General features: G+C 71.7%; 14 protein-coding genes and 1 tRNA gene. 11 read left to right on the top strand and 4 right to left on the bottom strand.

Annotated features, from left to right (window positions below; all coding sequences use genetic code 11):
* Positions 1-33 precede the first annotated feature (33 nt).
* Genes CLV34_RS03930 through CLV34_RS16675 form a run of 3 tightly spaced genes read right to left on the bottom strand, consistent with a single transcriptional unit; the run spans position 34 to position 4,856 of the window.
* Positions 34-1,059: an adenosine deaminase gene (locus CLV34_RS03930; protein ID WP_100348884.1), complete on the bottom strand. Its 1,026-nt coding sequence runs from the start codon at positions 1,057-1,059 to the stop codon at positions 34-36.
* Positions 1,060-1,063: 4 nt separating this feature from the next.
* Entirely contained in the window at positions 1,064-2,446 is a 1,383-nt protein-coding gene (locus CLV34_RS03925; RefSeq protein ID WP_100348883.1) for an acyltransferase family protein, read from the bottom strand.
* Between the two features lies 1 nt (position 2,447).
* A complete protein-coding gene (locus CLV34_RS16675) occupies positions 2,448-4,856 on the bottom strand; it encodes a glycosyltransferase family 2 protein (RefSeq protein ID WP_211289335.1) in 2,409 nt (802 codons plus the stop codon).
* 289 nt (positions 4,857-5,145) lie between these two features.
* Here CLV34_RS16675 and CLV34_RS03915 point away from each other — a divergent pair.
* The 5 genes from CLV34_RS03915 (at position 5,146) to rplA (ending at position 7,791) form a co-directional block, all read left to right on the top strand.
* Positions 5,146-5,218, top strand: a tRNA-Trp gene (locus tag CLV34_RS03915).
* Positions 5,219-5,269: 51 nt separating this feature from the next.
* Positions 5,270-5,542 carry a preprotein translocase subunit SecE gene (gene secE, locus CLV34_RS03910; RefSeq protein WP_100348882.1) on the top strand — a complete coding sequence of 91 codons (273 nt, stop codon included), beginning with the start codon at positions 5,270-5,272 and terminating at the stop codon, positions 5,540-5,542.
* 104 nt (positions 5,543-5,646) lie between these two features.
* On the top strand, positions 5,647-6,447 hold the full coding sequence (gene nusG / locus CLV34_RS03905; protein WP_245858955.1) for a transcription termination/antitermination protein NusG: 801 nt from the start codon (positions 5,647-5,649) through the stop codon (positions 6,445-6,447).
* Positions 6,448-6,537: 90 nt separating this feature from the next.
* Entirely contained in the window at positions 6,538-6,969 is a 432-nt protein-coding gene (gene rplK / locus CLV34_RS03900) for a 50S ribosomal protein L11 (RefSeq protein WP_100348881.1), read from the top strand.
* A gap of 105 nt (positions 6,970-7,074) precedes the next feature.
* Complete coding sequence (gene rplA, locus CLV34_RS03895) at positions 7,075-7,791, top strand: 50S ribosomal protein L1 (RefSeq protein ID WP_100348880.1); 717 nt, start codon at positions 7,075-7,077, stop codon at positions 7,789-7,791.
* 186 nt (positions 7,792-7,977) lie between these two features.
* Here rplA and CLV34_RS03890 read toward each other — a convergent pair whose 3' ends face one another.
* Positions 7,978-9,567 (bottom strand): carbohydrate-binding protein, encoded by a 1,590-nt coding sequence (locus tag CLV34_RS03890; RefSeq protein WP_211289334.1) that lies wholly within the window; start codon positions 9,565-9,567, stop codon positions 7,978-7,980.
* Positions 9,568-9,993: 426 nt separating this feature from the next.
* Here CLV34_RS03890 and CLV34_RS03885 point away from each other — a divergent pair, with 426 nt between their 5' ends.
* The 6 genes from CLV34_RS03885 (at position 9,994) to rplL (ending at position 16,642) form a co-directional block, all read left to right on the top strand.
* Positions 9,994-10,638, top strand: a complete 645-nt coding sequence (locus CLV34_RS03885) for an RNA polymerase sigma factor (RefSeq protein ID WP_100348879.1) — start codon at positions 9,994-9,996, stop codon at positions 10,636-10,638.
* Complete coding sequence (locus CLV34_RS03880) at positions 10,635-11,117, top strand: carboxypeptidase-like regulatory domain-containing protein (RefSeq protein ID WP_100348878.1); 483 nt, start codon at positions 10,635-10,637, stop codon at positions 11,115-11,117. The genes CLV34_RS03885 and CLV34_RS03880 overlap by 4 nt, the downstream gene beginning before the upstream one ends.
* Positions 11,118-11,205: 88 nt before the next feature.
* Positions 11,206-12,729: a S8 family peptidase gene (locus CLV34_RS03875; RefSeq protein WP_100348877.1), complete on the top strand. Its 1,524-nt coding sequence runs from the start codon at positions 11,206-11,208 to the stop codon at positions 12,727-12,729.
* A gap of 17 nt (positions 12,730-12,746) precedes the next feature.
* Positions 12,747-15,341 (top strand): CHAT domain-containing protein, encoded by a 2,595-nt coding sequence (locus tag CLV34_RS03870; protein WP_100348876.1) that lies wholly within the window; start codon positions 12,747-12,749, stop codon positions 15,339-15,341.
* Positions 15,342-15,627: 286 nt separating this feature from the next.
* Complete coding sequence (gene rplJ, locus CLV34_RS03865; RefSeq protein WP_100348875.1) at positions 15,628-16,158, top strand: 50S ribosomal protein L10; 531 nt, start codon at positions 15,628-15,630, stop codon at positions 16,156-16,158.
* A gap of 97 nt (positions 16,159-16,255) precedes the next feature.
* A complete protein-coding gene (gene rplL, locus CLV34_RS03860) occupies positions 16,256-16,642 on the top strand; it encodes a 50S ribosomal protein L7/L12 (RefSeq protein WP_100348874.1) in 387 nt (128 codons plus the stop codon).
* Positions 16,643-16,654: the final 12 nt, after the last annotated feature.

Here is a 16,654-nt window from a genome sequence, read left to right as displayed (position 1 = left end):
GGGATCGGTGGTTCGCCAGGGTTCGGTCCGGCGTCACCCCGCGGGTGTCGCGAGCCACCGGTCGATGCCGGCGAGGAGACGTTCCCGGGTCGCTGCCGGTGCCGTGCTCGCGCGGACGGACGACCGGGCCAGGTCGGCGAGCGCGGCGTCGTCGAACCCGTGGACGTGCCGGGCGGTCTCGTACTGCGCGACGAGCCGGGAGCCGAACAGGAGGGGGTCGTCCGCGCCGAGCGCCAGGGTGGCGCCGGCGTCGACGAGCGCGCGCAGCGGGACGTCCGCGGCGTCCTGGTAGACGCCGAGCGAGACGTTCGACGCGGGGCACACCTCGAGCGCGACGCCCCGGGACACGAGGTCGTCGAGCAGGGCGGGGTCCTCGCCGGACCGCACGCCGTGCCCGAGCCGGTCGGGTTCGAGCGCCGTGACGACCTCGGTGACGTGGGAGGGGCCGAGCAGCTCGCCGCCGTGGGGGACGGACGCGAGGCCGGCGTCGCGCGCGATGCGGAAGGCGTGCGCGAACGCGTCGGTGTCGCCGCGGCGCTCGTCGTTGGAGAGCCCGAACCCGACGACCTCGCCCGGGCCGCTGCCGGCGTACCGGGCGGCGAGGCGCGCGAGCGTCCGGGCGTCGAGCGGATGGCGCAGCCGGGACGCGGCGACGATCACGGCGACCTCCGTGCCGTGCCGTGCGGACGACTCCCGGGCGGCGTCGAGGACGAGCTCCACGGCGGGGGTGATGCCGCCCAGGAACGGCGCGTAGGACGTCGGGTCGACCTGGATCTCGAGCCTGCCCGACCCCTCGGCGGCGTCGTCCGCGGCCGCCTCGTCGACGATGCGGCGCATGTCGTCGCCGCTGCGGACGCAGGCGCGGGCGGCGTCGTAGAGCCGCTGGAACCGGAACCACCCGCGCGAGGTGGGCGGCAGCCGCAGGGGGTCCCCGTCGAGCAGGGCGGCGGGGAGCCGGATCCCGTACCGCTGCGCGAGGTCGACGAGCGTGGCCGACCGCATCGATCCGGTGAAGTGCAGGTGCAGGTGGGCCTTGGGGAGGGTGGTCAGGTCACGCACCGCCTCAGTCTGGCGTACCGGCGGCCGTGTAGACGCGGGAGGAGGGGTAGTAGCTGCGCTTGAGGCCGTTCGGCAGGCGCAGCATCCGGAGTCGTCCGACGGGGTACTCGATGACCCAGTAGGACAGCCAGCCGACCGGCAGGGACACGAGCACCAGGACGAGGGCCACGAACGGGAACGCGGACTGCGCGTGGCTGAGGCGTCCGTGCTGGTCGAGGAAGAGCAGGACGGGCTCGTGCCACAGGTACACCGAGTACGAGATGAGCCCGGCCCACAGCAGCCACGGCCGCATGAGGGCGCGGCGCCACAGCGCCGTCGTGGGCGCCATGACGGACGACGCGAGCAGCAGCACGAACGCCACGGTGGACAGCTGCTGCCAGTACGACGACGTGGCCGCGTCGTCGCCGCGGATCGCCATGCCCCAGACCAGCAGGGCGAGGGCGCCGAGCCGGAGGCCGATCAGCCAGGGTCGGGTGAGCTGCCGGCCGTCGCGGTGGACCATGACGAGCGCGAGGACCATGCCGCCGACGAACACGGACCCCTTGGCGAGGGGGTTGAACCACACGTTGTACGCCTCGTGCGACACGTGCGTGGCGAGCGCCCAGCCCTGGTAGGCGAGCGAGGCCGTCCCGAGGACGACGACCGGCGCCCAGACGAGCACGCGTCGCGTCCGCAGGGTGCGGGTGTGCGCGCCGAACCGGTTGTAGGCGAGGAGCAGCAGGGCGAGGAAGGCGTAGAACCACACCTCGACCGACAGGGACCAGGCCGGCCCGATCGTGTAGAAGATCCGGTGGTTGTCGAACACCTGTGTGAACGTGAGGTGCTCGACGAGGTCGCGCCAGTCGCCCGGCATCGTCGGGTTGCGGTAGGCCCAGACGAGCAGCGTCGCCCCCCAGTACAGGGGGAGGATGCGCAGCGCGCGCCGGATCGTGAAGACGCTCGCCGACCCGGGCTCGACGCCCGTGAGCACCTTGCGTGCGATGGGCAGGAAGAGCAGGAACGCCGACAGGACGAGGAACAGGCTGACGAGCCCGTCCAGGTTGAGCATGACGTGGTAGAACCACGTGCCCTGGTAGGCGTAGTCGGACGACGTGCCCGCGCGGCAGAACTGGTACGCGTGGAAGACCACGATGCCGATCGCGGCGATGCCGCGGTACCCCTCGAGGTCCTCGAAGCGCGCCCCGGTGTTCCCGGGCGCGGCACGGGCCTTGTCGATCGTGGGCAGGGCGTCGGACACGGGGAGCGCGGCGGAGTCGTCGCGCAGGATCGTGTCCTCGAGGCGGGCGGAGTCCTGCGACGTGTCGGCAGCGAGGGCCCCGCCGGTGGTGGGGGCCTCTGCGGTGGGGGTCTGTGCGGTGGGGGTCTCAGCGGGTCGGGTGTCGGTCATCTCAGGCCACCTGCGCTTCCGGTCCGACGGGTCGGGGGGTGTCACGGGGGGTCGCCGTGCCGTGCGTGTCCGGCGCGTCGGGCACGACGCGCGGGGTGACGCGCCAGACGCGTTCGCGGCTGAGCTCCTTGACGTGCGCGATGCGCGTCAGGGCGCTCTTGAGCTCGGTGAACAACCCGGACCACACGAGGTAGCGCCAGTACCAGCGGCGGTGGGCGCGGATCGACGGCTCCCCGAGGACGTACGCCATGAACGCCTGGAGCGGGCCCATGGCGAGCGTGAAGACGGTGCTGAGCACGAACAGCGAGATGAACCAGGACCGGCTCTCGATGCGGTGCGGGTGCAGCAGCGCGAACAGGAGGATCGGGTAGACCTGCAGCGACACCCACGGGTAGAGCTCGCGCCAGCCGAGCAGGTACGTCATGCCGATCTTCTGCCGGACGGTCAGGTGGGGGCTGCGCAGGGCCGCGGCGAGGTGCTGGGCCGAGACCTGGAGCCAGCCCTGCGCCCACCGCAGCCGCTGGGCGGTGAGCTGCCCGAGCGTCGTCGTCGCGAGCTCGTACGACGTCAGCCGCGGGTCGGAGGCGACCCGGTGCCCGGCCGTGATCGAGCGGATCGACGCGTCGATGTCCTCGGTGAGCATGCGCCGGCGCATCCGGGTCTCGCGGAGCACCGACGTCCGCCAGTACCCGTTGGAGCCGCCGAAGATCCCGAACCCGTGGAGCTGGGCGCGTCCGGGGTGGCTCACGGCGTAGATGGACTCGAACTCGACCGCGACGATCCCGGCGAGGTGCGACGCCGACCCGTTGCGGACCACGCAGTGCCCCTGGACGACGTCGTAGCCGTCGCGCAGCCACGCCCAGGCCCGCTCGAAGCTTCCGGGGCCGGGGTGGTGGTCGGCGTCGAAGATGCCGACGAACTCGCCGCGGACGACGTCCAGCGCGGCGTTCACGTTCTGCGCCTTGGAGGTGGAGGCCGGGACCCGCAGGAGCGTGAGCCGCGGGTCGCGTGCGGCGATGTCCCGCAGGACCGCCTCGACGGGCAGGTCCTGCGGCGTGTTGTACGCCAGCACGATCTGCAGGTCGCCCGCGTAGTCGATCCGCCGGAACGCCTCGATCGTGTCGACGATCGTCGCCGACTCGTTCGGCAGGTAGGCCGCGATGATCGCGCTCGCCGCCGGGGGAGCGGTCCCGCTGGGCACGGGAGCGGGCTGGGTGGGGTCGGCCGCGAGCGACGACTCGACGACGATCGCCAGAGCCGTCACGATCATCGCCACCACGACGAGCGGGTAGGTGAACCGCGTGAGGTCGAGCCCGCTGTGCGCGGCGGCGACGTAGAGCACATAGGGCAGGAGGACTCCCACGGCGAGCGTGATCGCGAACTGGGTCCACAGGCGCCCCGTGGGCTGCTGGGTCACGGCCCGCAGCCGTCCGCCGAGGGCCTTCCACGCGCCGACCGTCTCGTCGACGGGGGCGGCGGCCGGCAGGGGCTCGCGCAGCGCCGCGAGCTCTTCGGCGTCCGTGAGCCGCGGCGGGCCGGCGGTGGGCTCGAGGTCGAGCCGCTCGCGCGACCCCTGCACGCCGACGAGCGCACGTGCGAGCGCCGAGCGCGCGGAGTCCTTGCTGGAGAAGGGTGCGTACCCGACGAGCGGCGTGACCTGGAGCGTGTCGTGCGCCCGGTCGTCGTCCGTGCGGGCCTCGGACACCGTGCCGCGGCCGACGCGGTAGTGCCGCGCCGCGAGCCGCCGGACGACCATCTCGAGGCCGCGCGAGAGGCGCCCGACGCGCGACCGGTCGACGACGAGCACGATCTCGTGCTGCTCGGTGACGCCCACCGGGTACACGCCCGGCAGGTCGTCGTCGACGCACTGCGCGAGCGTGCGCTCGAGGTCGGCGCCGGCCGCCGGCCCGAACGACCGTCGGATCCGGCTCCCCTCGTAGACCGCGATCGCGACGACCGCGAACTTCCCGGCGCCGAAGGACGTCTCGACGCCGCCGTCGTGGCGGAACGGCGCGATCCCCGCGGTGAGCTCCGCCGTGGTGAGCACCTCGAGGGGCGGGGGAGCGGCCCCGACCGCGTCCGCGTGCCGAGCCGTCTCCGTGGCGATGGCGGTGATGTCCGCGGCGCTCGCGGTCGTCGACACCTGGTCGACGACCAGGACTCGGCGGTCTGCCGCGGGGTCGGGGTGAGCGCCGTGCCCGCGCGTGCCGCGCGCGGAGGCGTGCTCGTCGGCGCGGTCGTGCTCGGTCACGACCACGGCGGGGTGCCGGGGCGGGGGGACGGGCCGGCGGATGCCGGACTCGTCGTGGGCTGCGGCACGGAATCCCATGCGTCGCAGCCGGTCGGCGACCGCGACCGCCGTGCCGGCGTCGGTGAGGTCGACCAGGATCCCTGTGGTTGCTCGTGCCATCGCTGCCCTCCGCGTCGTCTCTTGCCCAGTGGGGAAGAGGCTCCGCGTCGAGGCCTCGGCGTCGTCGTCGACCTGTTGCTGACGACGACGCTACGGGCCGGCGTCGACGCGTGGGTTTCCGGCCGGTTACGAGTCGGCGCAGGGGCGGGTGAAAGCCGAGTTCGACCCGGGGGCCCGGTGTCGCGTACGATGAGTGCTCGGTGGTCGACGCCCGCCCTGTTGCGGTGCCCCTGACGACGTGCAGACGTCGTTCCGGGACGCAGCGCACGTGCGGGCGTCTGTCACGCAAAGGGTAGTGGCGCAATTGGTAGCGCAGCGGTCTCCAAAACCGCAGGTTGCAGGTTCGAGTCCTGTCTACCCTGCACGACGCACGACGTGCGTGTTCGTCCAACGGTCTTCGGAGTGGGGAAGAAGTGAGCGATTCGGCATCGGGGTCGGTCAGCGCGAATGACGCGCCGGCACCGAAGAAGCGTTCTGCTTCCTCGGAGAAGAAGGGCTTCTTCGGACGGATCGTCCTGTTCGTGCGACAGGTCGTCGCCGAGCTGAAGAAGGTCCACACCCCCACCCGGACCGAGCTCTTCACCTACACGGCGGTCGTGCTGGTCTTCGTGACCGTGATCATGGCGTTCGTGACGCTGGTCGACTTCGGGATCGGCAAGGCCGTCCTGTGGGTGTTCGGGAGCTGACGTCCCCGGTGGCGCGCTCGCGCCCGGTGCGGCGCGGTGAGCGTCGGTCGACGCTCGGCACGATCGTCAACTGAAGTCTCACGCCAAGGAAAGCAGGTTCGCCCGTGTCCCAGGAGTCTCCTGACAACGTCGAGAACGTCGACGACGACGTCGTGGTGCCCGAGGAGGGCTCGGTCGCCGAGACGCCGGCGGACACCGTCGACGACGTCGAGCAGACCTCTGACGAGGCCGAGGACGCCGCCGCGGACGAGGCCGACGACATCGAGGCGGACGACACCGAGTCCGACGACGCGGAGTCCGACGAAGATCTCGACCCGGTCGAGCAGCTGAAGCGCGAGCTGCGCTCGCAGCTCGGCGACTGGTACGTCATCCACTCGTACGCCGGCTACGAGAACCGTGTGAAGGCCAACCTGGAGACCCGTATCCAGAGCCTGAACATGGAGGACTACATCTTCCAGATCGAAGTGCCGATGGAAGAGGTCGTCGAGTACAAGAACGCGCAGAAGAAGATCGTCCGGCGCGTCCGCATCCCCGGCTACGTCCTCGTCCGCATGGACCTGACGGACGAGTCGTGGGGCGCCGTGCGCCACACGCCGGGTGTCACGGGCTTCGTCGGCCACACGCACCAGCCGGTGCCGCTGACGCTCGACGAGGTCGTCTCGATGCTCTCGTCGACGCTCGCGCCCCAGCAGGAGTCGTCGAAGCCGTCGGCCAAGGCCGCCCCCACGATCGACGTGGACTTCGAGGTCGGCGAGTCGGTCACCGTCACCGACGGTCCGTTCGACACGCTGCCGGCGACCATCTCCGAGATCAACGTCGAGGCCCAGAAGCTCAAGGTCCTCGTCTCCATCTTCGGCCGGGAGACCTCGGTCGAGATGGGGTTCAACCAGGTCGCCAAGATCTGACGAACCCCTATTGCCTGCCGCTCCGGGCGGCTCTGCAACCGGGTCATCGCCCACGGCGTCGGCCCACGAACCACGAAAGAGGGACAGCACATGCCTCCCAAGAAGAAGGTCTCCGGCCTCATCAAGCTCCAGATCCAGGCCGGCGCGGCGACCCCCGCGCCGCCGATCGGCCCCGCGCTCGGTCAGCACGGCGTCAACATCATGGAGTTCTGCAAGGCGTACAACGCGGCGACCGAGTCGCAGCGTGGCAACGTCGTGCCGGTCGAGATCACGGTGTACGAGGACCGCTCGTTCACCTTCATCACCAAGACCCCGCCGGCGGCCGAGCTCATCAAGAAGGCCGCAGGCGTCGACAAGGGCTCGCCGACCCCGCACACCGTGAAGGTCGCGACCCTCACCGGCGCCCAGGTCCGCGAGATCGCCCAGACGAAGCTCGAGGACCTCAACGCGAACGACATCGAGGCGGCCGCGAAGATCATCGCCGGCACCGCTCGCTCGATGGGCATCAAGGTCGAGGGCTGACGCTCTCGCACCGCTCGCTCCGGCCCGGACCCGGGCCGGAGCACACCCCAGTGGCAGGGTCCGCGCGGACCCTCTGACCACGACTGCTGATCAGGAGAAGCAGATATGGCAACGCGCAGCAAGGCGTACCGCGCCGCGGCAGAGAAGATCGACCGCACGCGTCTGTACGCACCCCTGGAGGCCGTGCGCCTCGCCCAGGAGACGTCGTCCACCAAGTACGACGCGACCGTCGAGGTCGTGTTCCGCTTGAGCGTCGACCCCCGCAAGGCGGACCAGATGGTCCGTGGCACGGTCAACCTGCCGCACGGCACCGGTAAGACCGCCCGCGTCCTCGTGTTCGCGAACGCTGCGAAGGCCGAGGAGGCCCGGGCCGCCGGCGCCGACATCGTCGGTGGCGACGAGCTGATCGACGAGGTCGCGAAGGGCCGCACGGACTTCGACGCCGCCGTCGCGACGCCGGACCTCATGGGCAAGGTCGGCCGCCTCGGCCGCGTCCTCGGCCCGCGTGGTCTCATGCCGAACCCCAAGACGGGCACCGTGACCATGGACGTCGCGAAGGCTGTCGAGGAGATCAAGGGCGGCAAGATCGAGTTCCGCGTCGACAAGCACGCGAACCTCCACTTCATCATCGGCAAGGTGTCCTTCACGGACGCCCAGCTCGTGGAGAACTACGCGGCGGCGCTCGAGGAGATCCTGCGTCTCAAGCCGTCGGCGTCCAAGGGCCGCTACATCTCGAAGGCGACCATCACGACGACGATGGGCCCGGGCGTCCCGGTCGACCCGAGCCGCACGACCAAGCTCACCGAGGACGAGGCTGCCTGATCAGGCACCTCTGAGTCGCGCACAGGGCGGTACCACCTCCGGGTGGTGCCGCCCTGTGGCGTTTCCTGCACCTGTCGACGCGTGCGCCGTCCGGGGCCGGGACCCGTCCGAACGACGACGAAGGGGCCCCGGGCGTGTGCCCGGGGCCCCTTCGTGCTGTTGCGATGCTGTGGCTGGGTGCGAGCGTCAGCAGGTGCTGACGAGCGCCCACACGGAGGCGCTGCCCGGCGTCTCGCCCAGGGTCCACCAGCTCGCCTTGTAGACCTTGCCGTTGTAGGAGACCTGCTGGCCGCCGGTGTAGACGGTCGAGGACGACCACGCGGCGACCGTGCAGGTGCCGGTTCCGCCTGTCGACGTGGAGGTCGCGGTCGCCGTGGCCGACTTCGTCGGGGTCGCGGTGCCGGTGGAGCCGGAGCAGGTGCCCACGACCTTCCACACGGACGAGCCGTTGGTGGCGGCGGTGCCGGGGACGTCACCCTGGGTCCACCACTGCGCGCTGTAGATCGTGCCGTTGTAGGAGACCTGCTGGCCGCCCGTGTAGACCGTGCTGGACGACCAGGCCGCGACCGAGCAGGTGCCGGTGTAGGTGGGCGTCGGGGTGGCGGTGGGCGTGGCCGTCGGGGTCGCCGACTTGGTGGGCGTGGCCGACTGCGTCGGGGTGGCGGACTGGGTGGGCGTGGCCGACTGCGTCGGCGTGCTGGTCGCCGTCGGCGACGACGTGGGGGTGCCCGAGCCGGAGCCGAGGCGGGCGCCCACGGCGTTGGCGAACGCGTAGTTCGCCGTCTTGTCCCAGTTGACGGACCAGGTCATGGCGCCGCCGATCTTGCCGTACGTCTTGCTCGGCTTGAACGAGCCGCACGACGTGCCCTTCTCGAGGCAGTCGATCGCCGCGATGACGTTGGCCGTGGACTGGTAGCCGCCGCCGGCCGCCTGCGACGTGGCGGGGTAGCCGAGGCCGACCTGGTCGGGGCGCAGGCCCATCTGGTCGAGCAGGATCGTCGCCTGGGCGGTCACGAAGTCGACCGAGCCCTGCGAGTAGACCTTGCCGTCGCTGCCGAGCATCGAGCCCGAGTTGTAGTACTGCGTGTTGACGATCGTGAGGATGTCCTTCACGTTCTGCGTCAGCTTGTAGTACGCCATCGACGTCGCCTGGTAGTCGATGGTCTGCGGCGCCATCGTCAGGATGAACGACGACCCGACCTTGCTCGCGAGCGCGTGCAGGCCGTTCGCGGTGTAGGTCGCGTCGATGCCGTTCTCGAAGTCGATGTCGACGCCGTCGAAGCCGTACTCCTGGAGCACCGAGTACGCCGTGTTGGCGAAGTTGGTGGCCTGGGTCGCGCTGGTGACGTTGATGGTGCCGTTCTGTCCCCCGATGGACAGCACCACCTTCCGGCCCTGTGCGTGGAGCGTCTTCACGTCGGCCTTGAACTGGTCGACGCTGTAGGTGCCGCCGAAGTCCTTGGTGGCGAGGTTGAACTCGATGCCGCCGGGGTACGCCGCGGACGCGTCCGCGAAGGCGACCTCGACGAGGTTGTACTGCTGCGGGACGTCGGCCAGGTGGATCGTGCCCGAGCCGTTGTCGAAGTTGTGCCAGTAGCCGGTGAGCCACTGGGCGGACGAGCCCGTGGCGGCGGCGACGCCGAGACCGGTCTGCACGGGGGCGGCCGTCGCGGGCAGAGCCCCGGCGACCGAGGTGACGCCCAGTGCCGCGGCGAACGTCGCACCGACGAGGGCGCGGGTCCGGCGTGAGGCCGGGACGAGGCGGGAGAGGTCCACAAGGAACTCCTTTGTTAGGGGACCTCGCGAGACTAGATCGGGCGGAGCACGGGGCGATATCAGGGGATTCCCGTGTCGGTGGCCCGGCGTGGCCGCGAGCATGAGGGTTTTCCCGTATCGGTGCGATGTCGCCTGATGTGACCCAGGTCACGTCTGCTGGGCGTATCAGCACGGTGCGTGCTCCGCTCTTGGTCGTGCGGGGGACGGGTGCCCTGTGGCAGAGGGGGACGGGGCACCCGTCCAGCAGGACGGGTCGGCGCACGACGCCGGCATCGACGAGCGTGGACGAGCGACGAGGCAAGGAGCGGTGGTCCCGTGAGCACCAGCGAGAGCGCATCGCGCCGAGGCCGCGAGCCGCTCGTAGGATGGTCGAAGCCGCAGGTCAGCGCGGCTCTCACCACGTCGAGCAAAGGCGGTGGCGCATCGATGGCTGACAAGCCGCACACGACACGTGACCCTGACGGGCTCAGCCTCGGGGACCGGGCGGCGCACGCCGTCCTCGAGTACCGGCAAGGCCGTCCCGCTGCGCTCGAGGCGGTGGTCCGCGAGATGACCCCGCTGCTGTGGCACACGGTCCGCGCGCAGGGCGTCGAGCCCCAGGCCGCGGACGACGTCGTGCAGGACACCTGGGTCGCTCTGGTCCGGCACGTCGACACGATCGCCGAGCCGCACGCCGTGCTCAAGTGGCTCCTCGTGACGGCGAAGCGGGGGGCGTGGGAGGCCGTGCGTCGTCGCCGGCGGGACGAACGCCACCGCACCGAGCTGCACGACGGGCCGGACCCGGAGACCGGCGCGCACCGCGAGCTGCCGACCCCCGACCCGGCACCGGACGTCGTCGTCGTCGAGGACGACCGCGACCGCACGCTGTGGACCGTCTTCCAGGACCTGCCCGACCGGTGCCGCGAGCTGCTGCGGCTCGTCTCGCTCGCCGACCGACCCGACTACAAGCACATCTCCGAGGCCATCGGCATGCCGGTGGGCAGCATCGGAGCGACCCGAGGCCGGTGCCTCGCCAAGCTGCGCACGCTTCTCGAGCAGAGCGGCGCCGACGACATCTGGAGGCACGCATGAGCAGGTCGTACTCACCTGACGAGCCGCTCGACGCCGACGACGAGAGGATCCTCGCCGAGATCGGCAGGCTGGCGCTCCTGGTCGACCCGGTGCCCGTGGATCTCGCCGACAGGTCGCTGTTCGCCATGACGCTCGCCGCGCTCGAGACCGAGGTCATGACCCTCGAGCTCGTGCCCGAGCCCACCGGCGTCCGCGCCGAGACCGCGCCGACGCAGGCACGCACGATCACCTTCACGTCCACGTCGCGCACCGTGATGATCACCGTCGCCCCCGGGATCGACGGGGTGCGGATCGACGGCTGGATCGCGCCGACCGGCGAGGTCGACATCGAGCTCCACCGCCCGCACGGCGAGGTGCTCACCACGCGCACGGACGACGACGGCCGGTTCGCGTTCGACGCCGTCGCGCCAGGCCCGGCGAGCCTCGTGGCCCGACCGGAGGACGGCCCAGCCGTCAGCACGCCCGTCATCGAGCTCTGACCGCGGCAGCCGCCGCTCCCGACGCGCCCCGGCGCGTCACCACCGCAGCCGACGACGGTGACCGTCGTCCACATCGAGAGGTACGACCGTGAGCGAGATCCCACCCGGCACCGACGGCGGCACGGACGGTCGACGGCCGGTGCGCACCCTGCGCGACCACGACGGCGTGGTGCACGAGGTCCGCGACCTGGACCCGGCGCGCGCGCGGGTGCGTCGCGCACGCCGCGTCGCGCCGACGCGGTACGTGGCGGACCGGTTGATCGTGCGTTCCGCGCCGGGGGGTGCGGCCGACGACGTGCTGGTGTCGGCTGTCCGTGCGGCGGCCGTGCGGCGGGGCCTGGACGTTCGGGTGAGCGAGGCGCCGGTGGCCGGTGCCCGTGAGGGTGCGTCGCGACAGGGCGTCGCGGTGCACGTCGCGGGGGACGACGTCGACGTGTGGGAGCTGCTGGACGAGGTGGGCGAGGGGGCGGACCAGGGGGACTCGGTCCGCCTCGGGCTGGACCACGTGCTCGTGGGGCACAAGCGGACGACGGGCTACGGCCTGGCCGGCACGAGGGAGCCGGCGACCTTCGTGGCCTCTCCGCCACGCCGCTCCCACGCGGCCGGCGACCTGTGGACGACGGCTGACGGGCTGGTGCGCCCGGTGGTCGCGATCGTCGACAGCGGTGTCGGGCAGCACCCGTGGTTCGACCCGTCGAGCCCGGTGGTCGCACGAGGCGTGCTGCTCGACGGCGCCCCGATCGGCACGTACGACGACCGCGAGCCCGACGGAGACGCCGCACCGGACAGCACGGACGAGGGCACCATCGGCGAGTACTCGGGGCACGGCACGTTCATCGCAGGCGTCGTCCACCAGGTGTGCCCGGACGCCGTGATCCTCCCGGTCCGGATCTCGGGGGCGAGCGGGGAGTCGACCGAGTGGGACGTCGCACGAAGCCTCGAGCGGCTGCTCGACTTCCACCTGCGGGGGGTCGCGGGCGACTCGTCGTGCGCCGCGGTCGACGTCGTCGTCCTGCCGCTGGGCTACTACCCCGAGGAGACGGAGAGCGACGACTACGACGGCGTCCTGCGCGGCGCGCTGCGCGACCTCCGTGCGGCCGGGGTGCTCGTCGTGGTGTCCGCCGGTAACGATGGGTCGTGCCGCCCGGTCTTCCCGGCAGCCTGGGCACCGTCCGTGCGACGCGTGCCGGGTGGGCCGGTCGTCCCGGAACGACCCGCCGACCTCGTCGCCGGGTACACCCCGCTGCTGACCGTGACGGCGTCGAACCCGAACGGCACGCTCGCGGACTTCGCCAACGACGGCCCGTGGGTGACGGCGGTCCGCGCGGGAGCAAAGTCTCTGAGCACGATGCCGACCACGTTCGACGGACCGGCGACCCCGCGGTCGCGGACGCCGGACGGTCTGCGCGAGTCGGTGGACCCGGACGACTTCCGGGGCGGCTTCGCGCTGTGGAGCGGCACGTCGTTCGCGGCCCCGGTGCTCGCGGGCGAGCTCGCCGTCGCTCTCCTCGAGGCGCGCGCCTCAGGGCACGAGACCTCGTCACGGGTGACGGCGGCGTGGGATGCTGTCGTTGCTGTGGGCGACCTGTATGGGACGGTGCCCGGGTCGTGACATGAGAGGCGGTCGGTGTGACGCAGCACGATGACGCGGCACGCTACACCGACCGCCTCGAACGCGCCCGTGAGCTCTGCGTCCGCGCTCAGCATGCCGCTGCGCTCGACATCCTGGTTCCTCTCGTCGGCGAGCTGACGGAAGCCGTCACCGGGGAGTCCTCACACGCCGACGGCTTGCGTCGGCTCCTCGTGCGGGCGCTCGTCACACGATCGACCGCGGTCGACGCCATTCCCGGGGAGGGCGATGCGGGAGGCGATCTCGAGCAGGCCGCCGCACATGCGGCGCTGCTCGGTGACCGCGAGCTGGCGGCCGTGGTCGACGGTCAGCGTGGGCTCATCTTTCTCCGAACAGGCTCACCGACGCTCGCGCACCGGATGTTCACCTCGGCACTGAGCGGCTTGCCGAGGACGAACCACCGCGACATGGCCATCACTCTCATCAACCGCGGCTCGGCATCGATCGATCTTGGTGACGTGAACGTCGGGCTCCGTGACTATCTCGGTGCGCAGGAGCACGCCAGGAAGTTGGGGCATCCCTACTACGTCGCGTTCGCCGATCACAACGTCGGCTATGCCAAGAGTCTCCTCGGCGATCTGCCGGGTGCTCTCGCCGACATGGACCGGTCCTACCAGCACGCGCCCGACCAGGACGACGGCATCCCTCTCCTCGGCAAGGCGGAGGTCCTCGTCGAGGCCGGACTGTGGACCGAGGCGGACGCGGCGCTCGCGGAGGCGATCCCGCAGCTGCAGCGCGCCGGCTTCCGTCTCGATCTCGCGGAGGCGGAGTACTTCCGCGCCCGGACGTTCCTCGGACTGCGCCGCTTCGCTGACGCCAAGCGATGGGGGGCGCTCGCGCGGCGCCACTTCGAGGACGGTGGTCACGCGTCGTGGGCAGTCACGGCCCGGGCCCTCGAGCTCGAGGTCGAGGTAGCGCGCGCCCGGGTCGAGGGGACGCCGAGCCCTGCGGTCTGCCGTCGACGTGCCGCGGCGGCGCTCGACGTCGCGGACCGGGGTGCGTCGACGGGTGCGGTGCTCGGCCGTGAGCCGGCAGTCGAGGCCCGGCTCATCGCGATCCAGTGGCTCGTCTCCGCGGCGGAGCTCGACGCAGCTCGCGCAGTGCTCGACGAGGTACCCGCTCGACTGCACGGTGCACCATTGAGCCTGCGGGTACAGCGATGCGTCGTGGCCGCCGAGCTCGCCTTCGCCGCAGGAGACCGGCCTGCCGGCCTGCGCGCCGTACGGCACGGGTTCGGCGTCCTGGCTGCGCACCGCACCCGGCTGGGCTCCGTGGAGTCGCTCACTGCCGCGTCGGTCCATGGTCTGGGGCTGAACTGGGCGGACGTGGACGCGGCGGCGCGGACGCGGCGCCCCGCCTCACTCTTCGACGCGCTGGAGCGTGGCCGGGCCGCGTTCGCCGGTGCCGCTCGCGTCACCCCGCCCGACGACCCGGTCGCCGCGGAGCTGCTGTCGACCGCGCGGGCGCTCCTCGCACGGGCCCGTGACCTCCCGGTCGACACCGACCCCGCGGCCGCACGGGAGGCTGCGATGCTGCGGAAGCGCGCGAAGGACACCCAGCACCAGCTGCGGGAGCGATCGTGGCAACGCCCGGGCGACGCGTCGGTGCAGCGTCCGGTGCACGCTCGGGAGGTGCTCGGGCGACTCGTGGAGCAGTCCGACGGCGCCGTCGTCGCCTCGTTCGCCGTGATCCAGGGGCGTGTCGTCGCCGTCCGGGCCGGCGCGCAGGGCATGACGCTCGTCGACCTCGCCGACGCCGCGGACGTCGCGGAGCGGATCCGCCGCGTCCGCGCCGACCTGCAGATCGTGTCGAACGACCTGATCCCGCCGGCGCTGCACCGCGTCGCGGTGGCTTCTCTCGGGTCGGGCTTGCGGCACCTCGACGACCTGCTGGTCCGGCCGTTGCGCGCGGAGGGGGCGCTGTACGTGGCGGCCCGTGACCCGCTGATCGGCCTTCCCTGGTCGTCGCTCCCGTCCCGTCGCGGCCTGCCGACTGCGGTCAACTCCTATGTGGCGCGAGGGCGCGCTGTCGGGTCGGGCGCCGTCGACGCGAGGGTGGTGGCGGCGGCTGGTCCTGGCGTGCCGCGGGCTGCCGACGAGGTGCGTGCGGTCGCGACCGTCTGGCCGGGGGGCGCGGCCTGGGTCGCGGGCGCGGCGACGGCGTCCGCGGTGCGCGACGCGCTCGGCGACCACGACGTCGTGCACCTCGCTGCGCACGGGCGGCACGACGCCGACAACCCGTTGTTCGCACAGGTCGGCCTCGCGGACGGGCCTCTGTTCGCCCACGAGCTCGACGGCCTCCGGCTCCCGCAGTCGGTCGTCGTCCTGTCGGCGTGCGAGGTGGGCGGTGCGACGCCAGGTCTGGCGGGGGAGGTGCTCGGGCTCACGTCGGTGCTCCTGCGCCTGGGTGCTCGCGCGGTCGTGGCATCTGTCGCACCACTGTCCGACGAGGTCGCGGCGGAGGTCATGCCGCGCTTCCACCAGCGTCTGCGCGACGGCGCCGAGCCGGAGGAGGCGCTCGCCCGGGCGCTCGAGGACGTCGAGGAGCCCGTGCCGCTGGTGTGCTTCGCGTCGCTGCCCGGTCTGGCGGCGTGACGGGTCAGCCACCGCAGGGCGCGTTTTGGTCGTGCCGCCGCGATGACGTACAGTGGTCGGGTACCCAAGACCGCAGGTCGTCGACGCCTGCCCGGAACCCGTTCGCGGGGATCGGCAGTCGTCACCGAAGTCCCGTCATCGAACGGGGGCCGGCGCAGGTGCGAGCCTCGACACGAGACGTCCTCACCGATGTGCGTGTGATCACGAGCCCCGCCCTGTGCGGGGCTCTTCTCGTTTCCCGGGGTCTCGGCACGGCGCCTGCGGCACCACCATCGGAAGGATTGCCATGGCGAGGCCGGACAAGGCAGCCGCAGTTGCAGAGCTCACGGACGCGTTCCGTGAGTCGAACGCAGCCGTGCTGACCGAGTACCGCGGGCTCACCGTCGCGCAGCTCAAGACGCTGCGTCGGTCGCTCAGCGGCAACGCAACCTACGCCGTGGTGAAGAACACGCTGACCGCCATCGCGGCCAAGGAGGCCGGGGTCGACATCGCCGACGCCGACCTCGCTGGTCCGTCGGCGATCGCCTTCGTGACCGGTGACCCGGTCGAGGCGGCCAAGGGTCTGCGTGACTTTGCCAAGGCGAACCCCGCGCTGGTCATCAAGGGCGGTGTCCTCGACGGACGCCCCCTGACGAGCGACGAGGTCACGAAGCTCGCGGACCTCGAGTCCCGCGAGATCCTGCTGGCCAAGGCGGCCGGGGCGATGAAGGCGAAGCTGTTCCAGGCTGCGTACGTCTTCACCGCGAAGCCCGCCGAGGCTGCTCGCGTCATCGATGCCCTGCGTCAGAAGCAGGACTCGGAGGGCGCTGCCGCCTGACCGCGGTGCGCCGACCATCACAACCCCTGCTCCTGACGGAGTCCCGGGCCGCGAGCCCGGAACCGTTCAGGGCGCCCAGATCGAAAGGAACGCCATCATGGCGAAGCTCACCACCGACGAGCTCATCGACGCTTTCAAGGAGCTCACGCTCATCGAGCTCAACGAGTTCGTGAAGGCCTTCGAGGAGACCTTCGAGGTCACCGCTGCCGCTCCGGCCGCCGTTGCCGTCGCCGCCCCCGCCGCGGGTGCTGCTGCTGAGGCCGAGGAGGAGAAGACGGAGTTCGACGTCATCCTCGAGGCTGCCGGCGAGAAGAAGATCCAGGTCATCAAGGAGGTGCGCGCGCTCACGAACCTCGGTCTCAAGGAGGCCAAGGACCTCGTCGACGGCGCCCCCAAGCCGGTTCTCGAGAACGCCACCAAGGAGGCCGCTGACAAGGCCAAGGCTGCCCTCGAGGGCGCCGGCGCCACCGTCACGGTCAAGTGATCCTTCCGGTCG

The sequence above is a fragment of the Luteimicrobium subarcticum genome (assembly GCF_002798015.1).
Lineage (GTDB): Bacteria > Actinomycetota > Actinomycetes > Actinomycetales > Cellulomonadaceae > Luteimicrobium > Luteimicrobium subarcticum.
The sequence above is the reverse complement of the archived record's forward strand: the minus strand, read 5'-3'. Positions and strand labels throughout refer to the sequence as shown.